The sequence below is a fragment of the Streptomyces sp. NBC_00203 genome (assembly GCF_045206325.1).
GTDB lineage: Bacteria > Actinomycetota > Actinomycetes > Streptomycetales > Streptomycetaceae > Streptomyces > Streptomyces lutosisoli.
In genome coordinates this window covers 9,149,867-9,165,604 of record NZ_CP108126.1, presented here as the reverse complement: position 1 = coordinate 9,165,604, position 15,738 = coordinate 9,149,867, and the positions used below count along the sequence as shown (strand labels likewise).

14 protein-coding genes are annotated in these 15,738 nt (G+C 70.7%); 6 read left to right on the top strand and 8 right to left on the bottom strand.

Annotated elements, in window-relative coordinates:
• Positions 1-15 precede the first annotated feature (15 nt).
• From OG975_RS40645 to OG975_RS40610, 8 genes are all read right to left on the bottom strand, one after another.
• The gene (locus tag OG975_RS40645) at positions 16-3,732 is read right to left on the bottom strand and encodes a choice-of-anchor D domain-containing protein (protein WP_406334583.1); all 3,717 of its coding nucleotides are present in this window, start codon (positions 3,730-3,732) and stop codon (positions 16-18) included.
• A gap of 147 nt (positions 3,733-3,879) precedes the next feature.
• Positions 3,880-5,256 carry an NtaA/DmoA family FMN-dependent monooxygenase gene (locus OG975_RS40640; protein WP_406334582.1) on the bottom strand — a complete coding sequence of 459 codons (1,377 nt, stop codon included), beginning with the start codon at positions 5,254-5,256 and terminating at the stop codon, positions 3,880-3,882.
• 20 nt (positions 5,257-5,276) lie between these two features.
• Entirely contained in the window at positions 5,277-6,533 is a 1,257-nt protein-coding gene (locus OG975_RS40635; RefSeq protein ID WP_406334581.1) for an LLM class flavin-dependent oxidoreductase, read from the bottom strand.
• Positions 6,534-6,610: 77 nt separating this feature from the next.
• Positions 6,611-6,718, bottom strand: coding sequence for a putative leader peptide (locus tag OG975_RS40630; RefSeq protein ID WP_327433422.1), 108 nt, complete (start codon positions 6,716-6,718; stop codon positions 6,611-6,613).
• 88 nt (positions 6,719-6,806) lie between these two features.
• On the bottom strand, positions 6,807-7,559 hold the full coding sequence (locus tag OG975_RS40625) for a GNAT family N-acetyltransferase (protein WP_406334580.1): 753 nt from the start codon (positions 7,557-7,559) through the stop codon (positions 6,807-6,809).
• 105 nt (positions 7,560-7,664) lie between these two features.
• On the bottom strand, positions 7,665-8,684 hold the full coding sequence (locus tag OG975_RS40620) for an ABC transporter substrate-binding protein (RefSeq protein ID WP_406334579.1): 1,020 nt from the start codon (positions 8,682-8,684) through the stop codon (positions 7,665-7,667).
• 117 nt (positions 8,685-8,801) lie between these two features.
• Complete coding sequence (locus tag OG975_RS40615; protein WP_406334578.1) at positions 8,802-9,590, bottom strand: amino acid ABC transporter ATP-binding protein; 789 nt, start codon at positions 9,588-9,590, stop codon at positions 8,802-8,804.
• On the bottom strand, positions 9,587-10,567 hold the full coding sequence (locus tag OG975_RS40610; protein WP_406334577.1) for an amino acid ABC transporter permease: 981 nt from the start codon (positions 10,565-10,567) through the stop codon (positions 9,587-9,589). The genes OG975_RS40615 and OG975_RS40610 overlap by 4 nt, the downstream gene beginning before the upstream one ends.
• Before the next feature lie 600 nt (positions 10,568-11,167).
• On the opposite strand from OG975_RS40610, the gene OG975_RS40605 reads away from it, so the two are divergent.
• The 6 genes from OG975_RS40605 to OG975_RS40580 all read left to right on the top strand — a co-directional run bounded on the left by OG975_RS40605 (position 11,168) and on the right by OG975_RS40580 (position 15,717).
• Positions 11,168-11,233, top strand: coding sequence for a putative leader peptide (locus OG975_RS40605; protein WP_369265667.1), 66 nt, complete (start codon positions 11,168-11,170; stop codon positions 11,231-11,233).
• Positions 11,234-11,329: 96 nt separating this feature from the next.
• Positions 11,330-12,034, top strand: coding sequence for a glutathione S-transferase C-terminal domain-containing protein (locus tag OG975_RS40600; protein ID WP_406334576.1), 705 nt, complete (start codon positions 11,330-11,332; stop codon positions 12,032-12,034).
• Between the two features lie 71 nt (positions 12,035-12,105).
• Positions 12,106-12,981, top strand: a complete 876-nt coding sequence (locus OG975_RS40595; protein WP_406334575.1) for a DNA-3-methyladenine glycosylase family protein — start codon at positions 12,106-12,108, stop codon at positions 12,979-12,981.
• Positions 12,982-13,172: 191 nt separating this feature from the next.
• Positions 13,173-14,333 carry an ABC transporter ATP-binding protein gene (locus OG975_RS40590; protein ID WP_406334574.1) on the top strand — a complete coding sequence of 387 codons (1,161 nt, stop codon included), beginning with the start codon at positions 13,173-13,175 and terminating at the stop codon, positions 14,331-14,333.
• Positions 14,330-15,046, top strand: coding sequence for an ABC transporter permease (locus OG975_RS40585; protein ID WP_406334572.1), 717 nt, complete (start codon positions 14,330-14,332; stop codon positions 15,044-15,046). The genes OG975_RS40590 and OG975_RS40585 overlap by 4 nt, the downstream gene beginning before the upstream one ends.
• On the top strand, positions 15,043-15,717 hold the full coding sequence (locus OG975_RS40580; RefSeq protein WP_406334571.1) for an ABC transporter permease: 675 nt from the start codon (positions 15,043-15,045) through the stop codon (positions 15,715-15,717). The genes OG975_RS40585 and OG975_RS40580 overlap by 4 nt, the downstream gene beginning before the upstream one ends.
• Positions 15,718-15,738: the final 21 nt, after the last annotated feature.

Here is a 15,738-nt window from a genome sequence, read left to right as displayed (position 1 = left end):
CGGTCGGCCGGATCCTCAGTAAGTGACCTTGACGCCGTTGACCGTGTGGTTGTCCGTGGAACCACCATTGGCTCCGCTGAACCCGACCAGCACGTTCTGCGGCAGGGTCACCGCGGTGTCGATGACCTGCGTGCCGTCCACACTCACCAGGATGTGCCCGGCGGTCGTCACGCTCACGTCGACGACGTGCGTACCGGTCCGCAGGGCGGGAACGGCGGTCGAGGTGGCCGCGTAGGTGAAGGGGGACCCGTTCCCGCCGGTGGCCACCCCGACGAAGTTGGCCGAGGGGTCGCCGGTGTTGCGGTGGGTGTCCAGGGTGATGGCGATGCCCGGCAGTCCCGCGTAGCCGAGGCCGCCTCCGCCGCCGCCCAGCGCCTTGGGAGTCGTCTTGGACGAGTCGAGCAGCAGGAGGGCGAGGCCGTCGGCGCCGGTTCCGCCGCCGATCGTGGCGGTGAAGGTCGCCTTCAGTCGCGCCGACGGTACGGCGGTCGCCTGCACACCGGAGCCCTTGGTGTTCTGAACGGTCTTGGTGAGCACCAGGTCGGTGCCGGAGAGCGCGGCGGAGCCGTTGAGGGTCCAGCCGTTGGGTCCGGGCGGCGGCACCGCGTATGAGGTCGCGGTGATGACCGAGTCCCGGACCGTGTGGATGTCGGTCCGCCCGCCGGTCGCGCCGGTGAAGGCCAGCAGGGCCGTCGGGGGCAGCGAGGCCACTGTCGTGTTCAGCAGCCGGATGCCGTCCATGGAGATGGTGAGGGTCTTCCCGGTGATGGCGACGGCGACGGCGTGCGGGCCCGAGCGAAGGTTGGGCACGTTGGTCGTGGTCGCCACGTAGGTGAGGGCGCCGCCGCTGGTGGCGGTGGTGATGCCGACGAAGTTCGACGACGGGTCACTGCCCGTGCGGTAGGTGTCGAAGGTGATCGCCACGCCGGGCTTCCCCGCCCAGCCCAGCCCGCCGCCGTCGGTGCCCAGGGCGCTGGGAGTGGCCCGGGCCGGGTCCAGCAGGCCGAACGTGAGTCCGTCGGCGCCCGTGCCGCCGCCGATGACGGTGGTGAACGCCGCCCTGAGGCCGTCGGTGGCCACCGGGACGGGGAAGACCGCCGAGCCCGCCTGGTGCGCGCCGGTCTGGGTGAGCTGGAGGTCGTTGCCGGAGAGCTGCGCGGATCCGTTGAGCTTCCAGCCGCCCGCTCCGGGCGCGGGGACGGTGACCCGGCCGGGCGCGGTCCCGGTGCCCTTGAGGGCTTCGTTCTGCGGGCCCCGGCCGTCGTCGGAGGTGAACTGGTAGGTGCCGGTGACCTCACCGAGGGCGGTCGGGGAGAACGTGACGGCCTGGTGGATCACGTCCTCCGGGCCGATGACCTGGCCCTCGCTCAGCGGATTGGTCACGTTGAACGGGGCCGCGGGTGCCTTCGCCTTGGTGATGGTGAGGGGGATGTTGCCCGTGTTGCTGATGTCGAAGGTCTTGGTGACCGACTTCCCGACCGCGACGTTGCCGAAGTCGGTGGAGGTCGGAGTGATCGTCAGCTGCGCCGCGCCGGTCACCGCCGTGCCCGTGAGGTCCACGGTCGCGGTGCCGTTCTGCCCGGTGACGGAGAGCTCCCCCGTGTTGCCGCCGGCGGCCGTCGGGGCGTACTTCACCTGGACGGTGACGGACTGCTGAGGCGGGACGACGGTGCCGTCGGCAGGCAGGCCGTCAGCGCTGAAGGGGGCGTCCGGTGCGCTGCTCGCGGAGACCGTCTCGTCCTCGGTACCGGTATTGGTGAAGGTCACCCCCAGGGTCTTGGCCGTGCCGGTGGCCACCGTGCCGAAGGCCAGATCGGCCGGGAAGGCGGTGAGGCCGGGCCGGGTCCCGTAGCCGGTCAGCCCGAGACCGATCGCGCCGGCATCGGTGGTGAACGTCAGCACCGAGCTGTCCGCCCCGGGTGTGGTCGGCGCGAACTGGACCGGCACCGAGTAGGTGTCGCCCGCGTGCAGGGTGACCGGCAGACCGGTGGGCGCGGCGGAGAACTGACTGCCCGACGGCGTACTGACCGCCGTGATCGTCACGTTCTGGGTGGCGGTCACCTTCGCCGTGGCCTCGCCGGTGCTGCCCACGGCCACCTGGCCGAGGTCGACCGGGCTGCCGGTCAGCGCGGTGGTGGACGGCCGGCCGAAGGCGAGCACATGGCCGTCACGGGTGCCGACGTAGACGCGTCCGCCGTCGGTGGCCGGCACGGCGAACTTGGACGCGGTGCCGATCGGGGCGGAGAAGCGCAGGTTCAGCTTTCCCTTGACCGGTACGGCGTCGTACGCGCGGATCTGGCCGTTGGCGCCGTTGGAGCCGTCCGCGTAGACCGCCCAGACGAGCGCGGAGCCCGGCGTGGTGCCGGTGGAGGTGATCACGGGCGAGCCCGAGGTGTAGCCGAAAGTGCCGGTGCTGGTACCGGTGTTGGTCAGTGAGGGCTGGCCCGAGCCGTTGACGCCGTATGCGAAGGCACGCAGCGGGCCTCTGCTGCCGATCGTGTACACATAGCCGCCCTCGGCGCCGTACGCGGCGGGGTGCCCCCAGACGCCCTCGTACGGGCCGAAGGTGCTGAGCACCGCATCGGTGCCGCCGGGCCCCTGGCTGCGGCCGCCGAGGTTGTCCCGGTCGAGGAGGAAGAGGCGGCCGTCCTTGCCGATCTCCACCATCAGATGAGGGTGCTGGCTGGTCCCGAAGACCGCGTCGGGCAGCGCCATCGGTCCGCCGGAGCCGAGGTCGGTGTCGTTGGTGTCGAGGGTCGGGGCGTTGCTGGGGCTGAAGAAGTCCTGCGCGGACATCGTGCCGTCGCTGTTGACCCCGAGCCGGACCACCGACTCCGCCAGCTGGCCCGGCGGCTTCGAACCGGGGCCGGGCGCCGGGGAGATGCCGTTCCCGGTGGAGACGAAGATCCGGCCGGGGCCGTCGGAGACGAGGCCGCCGCCGCTCATCCAGATGCCGGCCATGCCGTTGGCGGAGGAGTCCTCCGTCGCCCACAGGGTGGTGCTGCGGGTCGTGGTGTTGACGCCGAGGACGTAGCCGACGTACGGGCCGAAGTCGCAGTGCGAGGCGAAGCCCACGTAGACCGATCCGCCCATCAGGAGCAGGCCGGGGCGCTGGGCTGCGGTGAACGGGTTGAAGGGATGGCTGGGGTCGTTGACCGGGGCGCCCTGCACCTTCACCGGCCACCCGCTGCGCTCGGCGCCGGTGGTGGCGTCCAGCGCGTGGACGTACCAGTTGGGGTGCTGGACGTCGGCACCGTCGTTGATCTTGGCCGTGAGATAGACGGTGTTGGTCGCCGGATCGTGCACGGGGGTCGAGGTCACCCCGAAGTTCGGTACCAGGTCGCCGCAGCCGATCGCCGAGGCCGGCCAGGGCGCGCCCAGGTTCTTCGTCCAGTTGATCTTCCCGGACGCCGAGTCGAGCCCGTACACCTTGGCGTTCTCGGTGGCCGCGACCACTGTCTTGCCGACGACCAGCGGCTGGGCGTAGACCTGACCGTCCACGGCCGTGGAGAACTGCTGGCCGAAGTCGGAGCTGGTCACCTGGGAGGGCGCCAGGCCGGGTTCGTTCTGGTCCCAGCCGGTGCGGAGGTTGTCGACCGAGATCGTCGACTCGTCGGCCCGGGACGGGGCGGCCGCGAGCGACGGCAACGTGCCGCCGGTGCCCAGCAGCAGACAGCCCGTCAGCAGCGCGAGAAGCCGGTTCCCTGTCCGTCGTCTGCGCGTGCTGGGCATGTCTCCACCTCGGTACGTGAGTGCGCGAGGGCGGAGACCGACCGGTCCCGCCGGCGATCATCGTCAGCGGGACCGGCCGATATTCGTATCTTTTCGCTCCTACGTCCGGTGTTGTTCACCCCGATGGATCAAGGACGGCCCATTACGTCACGACGCGGCCCGTTCGCCCGGTGCCGCCACGTCGGGGTGCGCCAGGCCGAGGTGGTCGCGCAGGGTGGTGCCCTCGTACTCCGTGCGGAAGACCCCTCGCTCCTGGAGCAGCGGGACCACGGTGTCGGCGAAGGCGTCGAGGCCGCCGGGGGTGATGTGCGGGACGAGGATGAAACCGTCGGCGGCGTCGGCCTGGACGAAGGAGTCGATGGTCTCGGCGACGGTGGACGGCGAGCCGACGAAGGCCTGCCGGTTGCCGGTCTCGATGACCAGGTCGCGGATCGACCAGTTGTTGGCCGCCGCACGCTCCCGCCACTCCCGGGCGGTGGCCAGCGGGTCGCGGTACATGCGCACCTGGGCGCGACCGCGGGCGATGGTGTGCTCGCCCAGGTCGGGGTCGATGTCGGGGAGCGGACCGTCCGGGTCGTACGCGGACAGGTCGCGGTTCCAGACGAACTCCAGATGCTTGATGGCGGTGGCGCCGCTGACCTGCTGACGCCGCACCTCGCGGGCGCGTTCCTCCGCCTCCGCGTCGGTGTCCCCGAGAACGAAGGTCGCGGCGGGCAGGATCAGCAGCTGGTCGCGGGTGCGGCCGTGGCGGGCCAGGCGGCCCTTGACGTCCGTGTAGAACGCCTGCCCCTCCCTCAGGGTGCTGTACCGGCTGAAGATCGCGTCGGCGCTGGACGCGGCGAATTCGCGGCCCTCGTCCGAGTCGCCCGCCTGGAAGACGACGGGGCGGCCCTGCGGGCTGCGCGGAACATTGAACTGCCCCTCGATGTCGAAGTGCCGGCCCTGGTGCACGAAGGCTCCGGCCTTCGCGTCGCGCAGGAAGGTGCCGCTCTCCTGGTCGGCGAGGATCTCGTCGCCGTGCCAGGAGTCGAAGAGTTCGTTCGCGGTGGTGAGGAACTCCTTGGCCCGGGAGTAGCGCTCCTCCTGCGGGAGGAAGCCGCCACGGCGGAAGTTCTCGCCGGTGAAGGCGTCCCAGGAGGTGACGACGTTCCAGGCGGCGCGCCCGCCGGAGAGGTGGTCGAGGCTCGCGAACTGGCGGGCCACCTCATAGGGCTCGTTGAAGGTGGAGTTGATGGTGCCGGTCAGGCCGAGGTGTTCGGTGACGGCGGCGAGCGCGGTGAGGATCGTGAAGGTGTCGGGCCGTCCGACGACGTCCAAGTCGTAGATCCTGCCGCCCTGTTCGCGCAGCCGAAGTCCCTCGGCGAGGAACAGGAAGTCGAACTTGGCGCGTTCGGCGGTGCGCGCGAAATGCGCGAAGGAACTGAACTCGATGTGGCTGCCGGCCTCCGGGTCGCTCCATACGGTGGTGTTGTTGACGCCGGGGAAGTGGGCGGCCAGATGGATCTGCTTCAGGGGCTTGCTCATGGTCGTACGGTCCCTCCGGCTCAGGCGGTGGCGGCATAGCGGTTGGCGGGGCGGGCGAGCCCCAGCAGCCCGCGCAGGGTGTCGGCCTCGTACGACTCCCGGAAGGCGCCGCGGCGCTGGAGTTCGGGAACCAGGCCCCGGGTGATCGCCGGGAGGTCGTGGCCGGCGACGGCGGGCCGCAGCCGGAAGCCGGACAGTCCGGCCTGACCCAACTCCTGGAGCAGATCGGCCAGTTGTCCGGGCGTTCCCGTGAAGATCCGCGCGTCGCTGGTGTACGGGTGTCCCGCGAGGGAGTCGAGACGTTCCCGGCGCGCCACCGCGGCGGCGGGGTCGTCGTCCAGGAACACCACCAGGTCGCCGAAGAGATGCAGCGGCTCCGCGGCGCGACCGGCCGCTTCCTGTTCGGCGCGGACCGCGGCGACGACGGCACGTGCCTGCTCGGCGTCGTGCGGGGTGACGTATCCGAGATCGGTGGAACGCCCCACGAGCCGGAACGGCGCACCCGTCCCGGTCTCGTGGGCCAGTGCGGTGACCAGGGGCTGGCCCTGCGGCGGCCGGGGGGTGATGGAGGGGCCCTTGACGCTGAAGTGCGGGCCCTCGAAGTCGATGTAGTGCAGCTTGTCGCGGTCGATGAAGCGGCCGGTGGCGACGTCCCGGATCTCCGCGCCGTCCTCCCAGCTGTCCCAGAGCCGGCGTACCGCTTCGACGTAGTCGGCGGCCTCGTCGAAGATCTCGACGACCAACTCCCTGATCGCCGGGCTCTCCAGGTCCTCGAAACGGAACGGGGGGAAGGTACGGCGGCCGAAGTGCGCGGCCTCGTTACGGCGTGCGGACACCTGCACCCGGAGGCCCGCGCGGCCGGTGCTCACATAGTCGAGGGTGGCGATCGCCTTGGATATATGGAAGGGCTCCGTGTGGGTGGCCACCACAGTCGGCACCAGGCCTATGTGGCTGGTCAGCGGTGCGACGCGGGCCGCGATAAGGACGGCGTCGAGGCGTCCGCGGACCTGGTCCGTCCGCCCGTCGGGTTCGGTGAGGTGCGAGGACTGGAGTCCGAGCGCGTCCTCGATCGTCACGAAGTCGAGCAGCCCGCGTTCGGCCTCGGTGACCAGGTCGGTCCAGTAGGCGGCGGTGAGCAGCTCCCGGGGGCGGGCCGCCGGTTCCCGCCAGGCGGCCGGGTGCCAGCCGGCGCCGTCGAGCGCGACGGCGAGGTGCAGTTTTCCGGTGGAGGAGGCGGAGGAGGGAGAAGAAGGGGACAGCGAAGATGGTGAGGACACGGGAGGGGTGCCTTCCTGATCGACCGTATGAGATCACCGGGCCCTCGGCATCGAGGGTGCGGCGGCGGGGTGACAGGTCAGGGGCGACAGAGCGCGCCGGCCACGCGCTGCAGGTCGATGTGCGGCCGGGAGTACAGATGGACGCGGCGGCGTGGCGCCAGGACCTTGGCGGGGAGTCGGGACACACCCGGCACCTCGGTCACCCCCGCCCTTCCGCCGCGGCGGGCCCCTGGCCGCGCCGGCATCGTGTCGTCGTCCACCTCAACAGCCCGGCTACGCCGTCTGTTCCGGCCCCGCGCCGGGAGTTCTGCCGGGAGTTCTGACCAGGAGGAAGCTTCTGCGGCGGCGCAGGGTGAAGCCGATGGACTCGTACAGCCGGATCGCGCCGGTGTTGTCCGCGGCGGCGTGCAGGAAGGGTGTGTCTCCACGCTCCCTGATGCCCGCCGCGACGGCGCGCACCAGCCGGGTGGCCAGACCCCGGCCGCGGTGGTCCGGGTGGGTGCAGACGGCGCTGATCTCGGTCCACCCCGGCGGGCGCAGCCTTTCCCCGGCCATGGCGATCAGCCGGCCCCGGTGCCGAAGGCCGAGATAGGTGCCGAGTTCGACCGTACGGGGCAGGAAGGGCCCGGGCTCGGTCAGCGCGACGAGTTCCAGCATCTCGGGTACGTCGCCGGGTCCGAGCCGTACGGCCTCGGGGGCGGGTTCCGCGCGCAGCGCGGTGTCGACCAGCTGCACGCCCTCGCCGCGCCGCACGGTCTCCCAGCCGTCGGGAGCGCCCCGCACCCCCGACACCGGCGCGACGGCGCCCGGGCCGACCAGTGCGGCGAGGTCGTCCCAGGCGCGGGGATCGCCGGGGTCGGCCAGGGCGGTGAACGGGGAGACGTCCCTGGGGTAGCGGGCGGCGCGTCCGAAACGCTCGGCGAACGCGGCATGCGGACCGGTCAGCGCGGCCCAGGCCGCGTTGTCCAGGACGTGGGACGGCGACGCGGGGCCCTTCGGCTGCGGCGGAGTGGCAAGGGTGGACATGAGGTGTCGGATCTCCGTGGCGGTGACGCGGCGGCTTCGGCGGGATTCACGGCCCGTCGGCTCCCAGGCAGGTGAACCGACGGACCGTCAGAAGGGGTCCGGCGCTCAGGAGTTGTCGAGCGGAAGCCCGGCCGGGTTGATCTCGGAGGTGGTGACGGCCTCGTTGGAGAGGTTCCAGGCGGTCAGCCACTTGGCGTACTGGCCGTTCTTGATCAGGTAGTTGATGGCGTCGGCGACCGGCTTGGCCACTCCGCTGTCCTTCTTCGAGGTCGCCGCGATCAGGCCCTGCAGTGACGCCCCGGCTCCGGAGAACGTGCCCGCGCTGCGCGTCGGGTTGGGCGACGTGGCGGTCTGCGTGATGTGGTACGCGACACCGGGGTTCGCGGCGAAGTAGGCGTCGATCTTTCCGCCGACCAGCGCCAGGTTGGTGCTGTTCTTGCTCTGGTAGTTCTTGACGGTGAGCTGCTTGCCCTCCTTCTTGAGCTTGCTCTGCCACTCGAGGAGGATCTTCTCCTGGTTGGTGCCGTTGTCGACGGCGACGGTCTTCCCGGCGAGGTTCTCGTAGTCTCCGTCGAAGTTCCACGTGCTCTTCTTGAGCACCTCGAAGCCGAGGTTGTCCTTGCGGTAGGAGGCGAAGTCGTACTTCTTCTTGCGCTCCTCGGTGTCGGTGATGTTCGAGAAGGCGACGTCGACCTTGCCGCTGTCGATGCCGACGAACATGTTCTCCCAGGTGGAGTTCTTCAGCTCCGGCTTCAGGCCGAGGACCGCGGCGACCAGACGTCCGAGGTCGGGCTCGGCGCCGGTGAGGGTCTTCTGGTCGGAGCCGACGAACGCGAGAGGCGGGAAGCCGTCGGGCAGGGCGCCGACGCCGATCGCCAGCGTGCCGCTCTTGCGGACCGACGCGGGCAGCTCCGCGCTGATCGACTTCACCTCGGAGACCTTCAGCTCGGCCTCCTTGGCCGCCCCGTTGGACAGCTGTCCCACAGTCACCGTGCCGGCGACGTCGGTCGTGGTGGCGGCGTCGCTGTCGCCTCCGCAGGCGGCGAGCCCGGCGGCGAGCGAGGCAACGGCGGTGGCCGCGGTGATCCCGCGTATCAGGCTGCGTCGGGAGAAGTGCGTAGGCATGGCTGGCTGTCCTTGTCGCTGGGTGAGGGCTGGGCTGGGTGAGGGCTCGGTGAGGACCGGCCGCGGTGAACCGGCAAGAGGGAGGCGCCTGTCGGAGCGCCTTGCCGAGAAGGAAGGTCAGAGCACCTTGCTGAGGAAGTCCCGGGTCCGCTCGTGCCGCGGGTGGTCCAACACCTGTTCGGGCGGGCCCTGTTCGACGACCTTGCCGCCGTCGATGAAGACGACCCGGTCGGCGACCTCGCGGGCGAAGCCGATCTCGTGGGTGACGATGACGAGGGTGGTGCCGCTGGTCGCCAGGTCCTTGATGACGGCCAGAACCTCGCCGACGAGTTCCGGGTCGAGCGCCGAGGTGGGCTCGTCGAACAGGATGATCCCCGGGCGCAGGGCGAGCGCGCGGGCGATGGCCACCCGCTGCTGCTGGCCGCCGGAGAGCTGGCGCGGGTAGGCGCCGGTCTTCTCGCCGAGGCCCACCCGGCCGAGGAGTTCGCGGGCCAGCTCCTGGGCCTCGGGCTTGGTCAGCTTCCCGGTGGCCACGGGCGCGGCGGCCACGTTGTCGAGGACGGTCAGGTGCGGGAACAGGTTGAAGTTCTGGAAGACGAAGCCGATCCGGCTGCGCTGGCCCAGGATGGCGCGCTCGCTGAGTTCCTTCAGTCTCACGCCCTGCCGTCGTACGCCGATCAGCTCACCGTTGACGCTGACGTAGCCGATCTCGGGCTTCTCCAGGTGGTTGATCACTCGCAGCAGCGTGGACTTGCCGGAGCCGGACGGGCCGAGGATGACGGTGACCTCACCGGGCCGCACCGTCAGGTCGACGCCGTCGAGCACCCGGTGGGACCCGTACCACTTGTGCACGTCATGGATCTCCAGCGCGGCCGGACTGGCGTCGAGGGTCTGGGTGGTGGTCATACGGCGGCCTCCTTGCGCAGCCGGGCGCGCAGGTCGCCGATGCCGCCGCGCACCTTCTGCAGGGGGGTCGGCGGCAGGGTGCGCGTGGCGCCCCGGGCGAAGTACCGCTCGACGTAGAACTGGACGACGGACACGGCGCTCGTGAGGATCAGGTACCAGACGGTGGCGACCAGCAGGAGCGGCACGATGTCGCCGGGATAGGTGCTGCCCATCGTCTGCACCGAGCCGAACAGGTCGAGCAGCGAAACGTAGAACACCAGGGACGTTCCCTTGATCAGGCCGATCAGCTGGTTGACGTAGTTGGGGGTGATGGACCTGAGTGCCTGCGGGAAGACGACGCGGGTGAACTGGTACGTCTTCGGCAGGCCGAGCGCGGCCGCCGCCTCGTGCTGGCCCTGGTCGACGGAGAGGATGCCGCCGCGGACGACCTCGGCCGCGTATGCCGCCTCGTTGAGGCTGAGACCGATGACCGCGACCGTCAGGTCGGTGGCGAGCCGCGACTCGTCGAAGGTGAAGAAGGCCGGTCCGAACGGCACTCCGATGCTCAACGTCTGGTACAGAGCGCTGAAGTTGTAGAGGAAGATCAGGACGACGATCAGCGGTATGGAGCGGAACAGCCAGGTGTACACCCAGCTCACCGCGCGCAGCACCGGGCTTCCCGAGAGCCGGGCGAGGGCGAGCACGATGCCGCCGAGCAGCCCCAACACGGCGCTGAGCGCGGCCGCTTCGAGGGTGACGACGAGTCCGTCGAGGATGGTCGGGCGCAGGAACCAGTAGCGGAAACGGTCCCACTGGTAGAACGGGTTCGTGGCCAGGCCGTGGATGATCTGGGCGACCAGGACCAGAGCGACGGCCGTGCCGATCCAGCGGCCGGGCCTGCGCAGCGGCAGCACTCGCTGAGCCGTGAGCGGCTTCGACGGGGAGTCGGCGGGCAGTGCCTCGGCAAGGGACACGGCAGCGCCAGGGGGTTCACTCATGAGGGCTCCAGCAAAGAGGGACACCCCGGGGCGTGGCGTACGCGACGGCACCGCGGCGCGAAAGAGACGGCTGCGGAGAGCGAGGAGTCGCCGGTACCGGGGGCTGGGAGGGCAGAGGGCACACCGCGGCGGCGGTGCGCTTCAGAGATTCAGAAAGCCGTCAGCCTTGACAGCGGGCGCAGCCCGAAGCACTGCGGGCACGGCCCGGAGCGGTACACAGGGCGCTGTTGACGCGGAGCAGATCGACGCAGCGGTCGGCGCACAGCAGGACGCAGCCGCGGGGCCGCTGTGCGGCCTTCCTCGAAGCTGCGTGCATCGCCGTCTCCATCGCTGGTTTCCGGCCGGTGAGCCAGGACTTGTCGCTGACGCTCATGACCGATCTGCGGCGTAAGTTAGGCACGCTCGGAAACCAATGTCAACGTGCACCAGCCCGGATGACCACGTGGTGAGACCGGGTGGACGCGTCCTTGACGGCTTCAGGGAGCGCACTGACACTGACGAGGACGGTCACGATTGTCAGCGCCTCAGCACGCGGGTTTTCCCTCGGTGGGGCAAGCGCGGTCTCGCGACTCGCGGGACCTGGAGGCGGGACCGGTGGGAATGCACAGGAACAACCTGACGAGGCGCCTGCACATCGACTTGTTGCGGGTCTCCAGCGCGTACTAGTCCGGCCTCTTCGAGCCGTACGCAAGCGCAGTCACTCCGTTCCTCCGCGACCGCCCAAGAGGCGGCCGGGGCTTCGTCGTTCCCCCATGGAGAGTCATGCCCAAGACCGTTTCGCGCGCTTCGACCACCGGCACGTCAGGCATGTGCACCCGCATCGGCGTCAGCGCCGCCGGTGGTTTCTACCCGGCGCCGCACCGCTATCAGCTGTACCTTTCCCTGAACTGTCCACGCTCGCTGCGCCTTTCGATCACCCTCGGCCTGCTCGGTCTTGAGGACTCGGTCGCCACCACCGTCGTGGCGCTCCCCACCGAGACACCGGACGCGTGCGCCTCGCTGCGCAGCGCCTACGAGGCCACCTGGCACCACTACGAGGGCCCACTGACGGCGCCCGCGCTGTGCGACCGCTGGAGCGGACGCATCGTCAGCAATCACACGCCCGACATCCTCCGCGACCTTGCGGGCCTCCTGACCGGCCACGACGCGGCAGGCGTCCCGCCGCTGCACCCGCCGGCCCGCGCCGCGGACATCGACGCCCTGCGTGAACTCCTCGACCGGGACGTCACATCGGCCGCCCGGCCGGCGGACCGGTCGGCGACGCTGGATCTGCTGGACCGTCAACTCGCCGCACACACCTATGTGTTGGGCGAGGAACTGACCGCCGCCGATGTGGACGCCTGGGTGGCGCTCACTCATCTCGACGTACCCGATGCCCTCGCCCGGCACAGCCACCTTCGCGCCTACGTCCGCCGCCTCGCCGGGCACCCCGCCTTCCAGCGCGCCGCATACAGCGGAAATAGTTGACGGAACCTGTCAGGTATTACGGCCAAGGTGGTGGGCACAGAGACACAGCCCCACTGAAAAAGAGGTCGGACATGGCACAGCACACGGTCGAATTCGAGGTGGCCGGTCCGTGGTCGCTGGACACGAGCCGTGAGTTCTGGGAGGAGATGGCGCCGCTGGGCCCGGCCTCGGCGGCGGGTGGCGACGGGGCGCTGCGCACGGTCTTCCACGCCGACTCCGACTGGCGCCGTGTCGGCGCGGAGGTGACCCAGTACGGCACCACGGCCCGGGTCGTGGTGACGGGAGACGGCGATCTGGCGGCCGCCGCCGAGCAGGTGCGCCGCTTTCTGTCCCTGGACGTCGATGCCCGCGGCTGGCCCGCGGTCGCCGAGCGCGACCCCGTGATCGCCGAGGTCCAGGCCCGCTGGCCGGGCCTGCGCCCGTGCGGGTTCCACTCGCCGTACGAGGCCGCCGCCTGGGCGGTGCTGACCCAGCGCACGGGAATGACGTCGGCCAGGCGCATGCGTGACGACCTCATCGCCCGCTACGGCACGGGCGGCGCGTTCCCCTCCCCCGAGGCCCTGCTCGGCCTGGACTACGAACTCCCCTGGCGCAAGACGGAATACCTGCACTCCGTGGCCCACGCCGCGCTCGACGGACTCCTCGACGGCGCCTGGCTGCGCGCCCTGAGCCCCGGGGAGGCCGTGCGGCAGGTCCAGCAGGTCAAGGGGCTGGGCGTCTTCTCCGCCGAGCTTGTCGTCCTGCGCGGCGCCGGCCATCCGGACACCCTGCCGACCCAGGAGCGCCGGCTGGAGGCGGAGGTCGCCGAGCGGTACGGACCGGGGCGCGGCCTCACCGAGATCGCGGAGAACTGGCGGCCCTATCGCACCTGGGCCGCACTGCACCTGCGTGTCCTGCGCGGTGAGCGGCTGGGCTCGGCCGCCGTCCGCCCCGCGCGGGCCGCTTGAGAGACACGGCGGGACGCGCGCCCGCCCATCCGCACACACACCGTGGCTCACCTGTGCGTCAGGACACCGGCCCGGGCTCGAAACCGTTACCTGCGGCGACCGCGAACGAACATCAACTGGCTAGACTACGCACCCTCGTACACACGATCGCGCCACGTACGAGCAAAGCCGTTCCCGAAGGGTTTCGACGCTTGATAGCCATCGAAGATGTCAGCAAGCGATACGCCGACGGCACGGTGGCCGTCGATCGCCTGTCTCTCCAGATACCGAACCACTCCATCACCGTTCTCGTCGGACCTTCGGGCTGCGGCAAGACCACCACGCTCCGCATGATCAACCGCATGGTCGAGCCGAGCAGCGGCACGATCCGGGTCAACGGCGAGGACATCCTGCGCCAGCCGGTCAACGCCCTGCGCCGTTCCATGGGTTACGTCATCCAGAACGCCGGGCTCTTCCAGCACCGCACGATCCTCGACAACATCGCCACGGTGCCGCGGCTGCTCGGCTGGTCCAAGCAGCGCGCCCGGGCCCGGGCGGCCGAACTCATGGAACGGGTCGGTCTCGATCCGGGCATGGCCCGCCGCTATCCGTACCAGCTCTCCGGCGGCCAGCAGCAGCGTGTCGGTGTCGCCCGCGCCCTGGCGGCGGACCCGCCGATCCTGCTCATGGACGAGCCGTTCTCCGCGGTCGACCCGGTCGTCCGCCGGGGCCTCCAGGAGGAGTTGCTCCGTATCCAGGGCGAACTCGGCAAGGCGATCGTGTTCGTCACGCACGACATGGACGAGGCCATCACGATCGGCGACCGCATCGCCGTGCTGCGCACCGGCGGCAGGCTCGCCCAGTTCGCCGCCCCCGACGAGATTCTGTCGTCGCCCGCCGACGCGTTCGTGGAGGAGTTCCTGGGCGCCGACCGGGGCATCCGCGGTCTGTCGTTCCTGTCCACCCGCGACCTCGCACTCGACCGCTCCCGGGTCTTCCCCGTCGGCTCCGACTGGCAGGAGATCGCCGGGCGCGAGGGAACGCCGTCGCCCGTCCTGGTGACCGACGCCGACGGCAGGCCGCTGGGCTGGGCCGATCTCTCGGTGTGGGCCGGTGACGTCCAGGCCCTGGAGCCGTACGGACAGGGCTTCGAGGTGGGCCGGGACTCGCTGCGGGTCGCCCTGGACCGGGCGGTGCTGTCGCCCACCGGCCAGGCCGTCGCGCTGGACGGGGCCGGACGGGTCCTCGGAGTCGCCGGGCAGGAGACGGTCGCCGCCACGATCCGCGGCGCTCGGCAGCGGCGGGCCGCCGACACCGTGCCGGGCCCGGCGGAGTCCCCGCAGGGCCCGTCCCAGGCGAAGGCCGCGCGATGAACGGGTTCTTCGACATCCCGAGCGACCTGCAGAACAGTTACGCCGGCCTGATCTCCTGGCACATGCAGGAGGCCCTGATCCCGGTGCTCGTCGGTCTCCTGCTGGCGCTGCCGATCGGCCTGCTGTGCGTCCGCTTCAACTGGCTCTACCCGCCGGTCCTCTGGACGACCACGGTGCTGTACGCGATCCCGTCACTGGCCTTCTTCGTGGTGCTCATCGACTACACCGGGCTCAGCCGCCTCACGGTGATGATCCCGCTGTGTCTGTACAGCCTGGTGGTCCTCGTCCCGGCGGTCGTCGACGGCATCCGCTCGGTGCCCGAGGAGACGATCGCCGCCGCGGCGGCGATGGGCATCGGCCCTGTACGCCGCTATTTCCAGGTCCAACTCCCCATCGCCGTACCGGCGATCATGGCCGGACTGCGGGTGGCGACCGCCTCCAGCATCAGCCTGGTCAGCGTCGGCGCGCTGATCGGCAACCAGGGCGCGCTCGGCAATCTGCTGACCACCGCGATGCTCTATCACCGGCCCATCCTCGCGGTGAATTCGGTGGTCACCACCGCGGTCCTCGCGGTGCTGGTCGACGCGCTGCTCGTCCTGCTGCGCCGGGTGCTCATCCCCTGGCAGCCGCCCACCGGCCGCAGGGCCGGGCGCCGTACGTCTGGTACGTCCACGACCGCGGGCGCGGTCCGCACCCCGGAGAGCGTCTCGTGAACGTGCTGAACTACATCCAGTCCTTCTTCTCCGACGGCTCGCACTGGCACGGCTACGACGGCATCCCGCAGCGCGTGTGGGAGCACCTCCAGTACTCGGCGGCGGCGCTCGCCATCGCCGCGGCCATCGGCCTGCCCATCGGCCTGATCACCGGACACACCGGCCGCGGCGGCAACGCGCTGGCCTTCGTGGCGGCGGGGGCCCGGGCGCTGCCGACATTCGGGCTGCTGGTGCTGATGTTCGTCTGGCTCGGCCTCGGCATCCTGCCCGTGATGATCCCGCTCGTGGTGCTGGCGGTCCCGCCTGTCCTCATCACCACCTACGAGGCGGTCCGCAACGTCGACCCCTCCCCCGTCGACGCGGCGCGGGGCATGGGCATGGCGGAGGGGAGGATCCTGCTCCAGGTCGAGGTGCCCGCGGCGCTGCCGCTGATCCTCAGCGGACTTCGCTCGGCGGCGATCCAGATCGTGTCGACCGCGACGATCGCGGCCTATGTGGCCCTGGGCGGGGTCGGCCGGTACATCGTGGACGGCCTCTACCAGCGCAACTACGAGAAGGTGGTCGGCGGGGCCACGCTCACGGCGACGCTCGCGCTGCTCGTCCTCGTGCTGTTCTGGGCCGTGGGCCGGGTGGCGGTGTCCCCGGGCGTGCGCAGGCGCCGCGCGGTCTGACCGCCGTACGGAACGGGGACG

Coding starts and splice junctions, on each gene's coding strand:
- OG975_RS40625 (WP_406334580.1), bottom strand. CDS start 7,559: ATGTCCACCCTTGCCACTCCGCCGCAGCCGAAGGGCCCCGCGTCGCCG.
- OG975_RS40595 (WP_406334575.1), top strand. CDS start 12,106: ATGGCACAGCACACGGTCGAATTCGAGGTGGCCGGTCCGTGGTCGCTG.
- OG975_RS40600 (WP_406334576.1), top strand. CDS start 11,330: ATGCCCAAGACCGTTTCGCGCGCTTCGACCACCGGCACGTCAGGCATG.
- OG975_RS40610 (WP_406334577.1), bottom strand. CDS start 10,567: ATGAGTGAACCCCCTGGCGCTGCCGTGTCCCTTGCCGAGGCACTGCCC.
- OG975_RS40645 (WP_406334583.1), bottom strand. CDS start 3,732: ATGCCCAGCACGCGCAGACGACGGACAGGGAACCGGCTTCTCGCGCTG.
- OG975_RS40620 (WP_406334579.1), bottom strand. CDS start 8,684: ATGCCTACGCACTTCTCCCGACGCAGCCTGATACGCGGGATCACCGCG.
- OG975_RS40585 (WP_406334572.1), top strand. CDS start 14,330: ATGAACGGGTTCTTCGACATCCCGAGCGACCTGCAGAACAGTTACGCC.
- OG975_RS40640 (WP_406334582.1), bottom strand. CDS start 5,256: ATGAGCAAGCCCCTGAAGCAGATCCATCTGGCCGCCCACTTCCCCGGC.
- OG975_RS40615 (WP_406334578.1), bottom strand. CDS start 9,590: ATGACCACCACCCAGACCCTCGACGCCAGTCCGGCCGCGCTGGAGATC.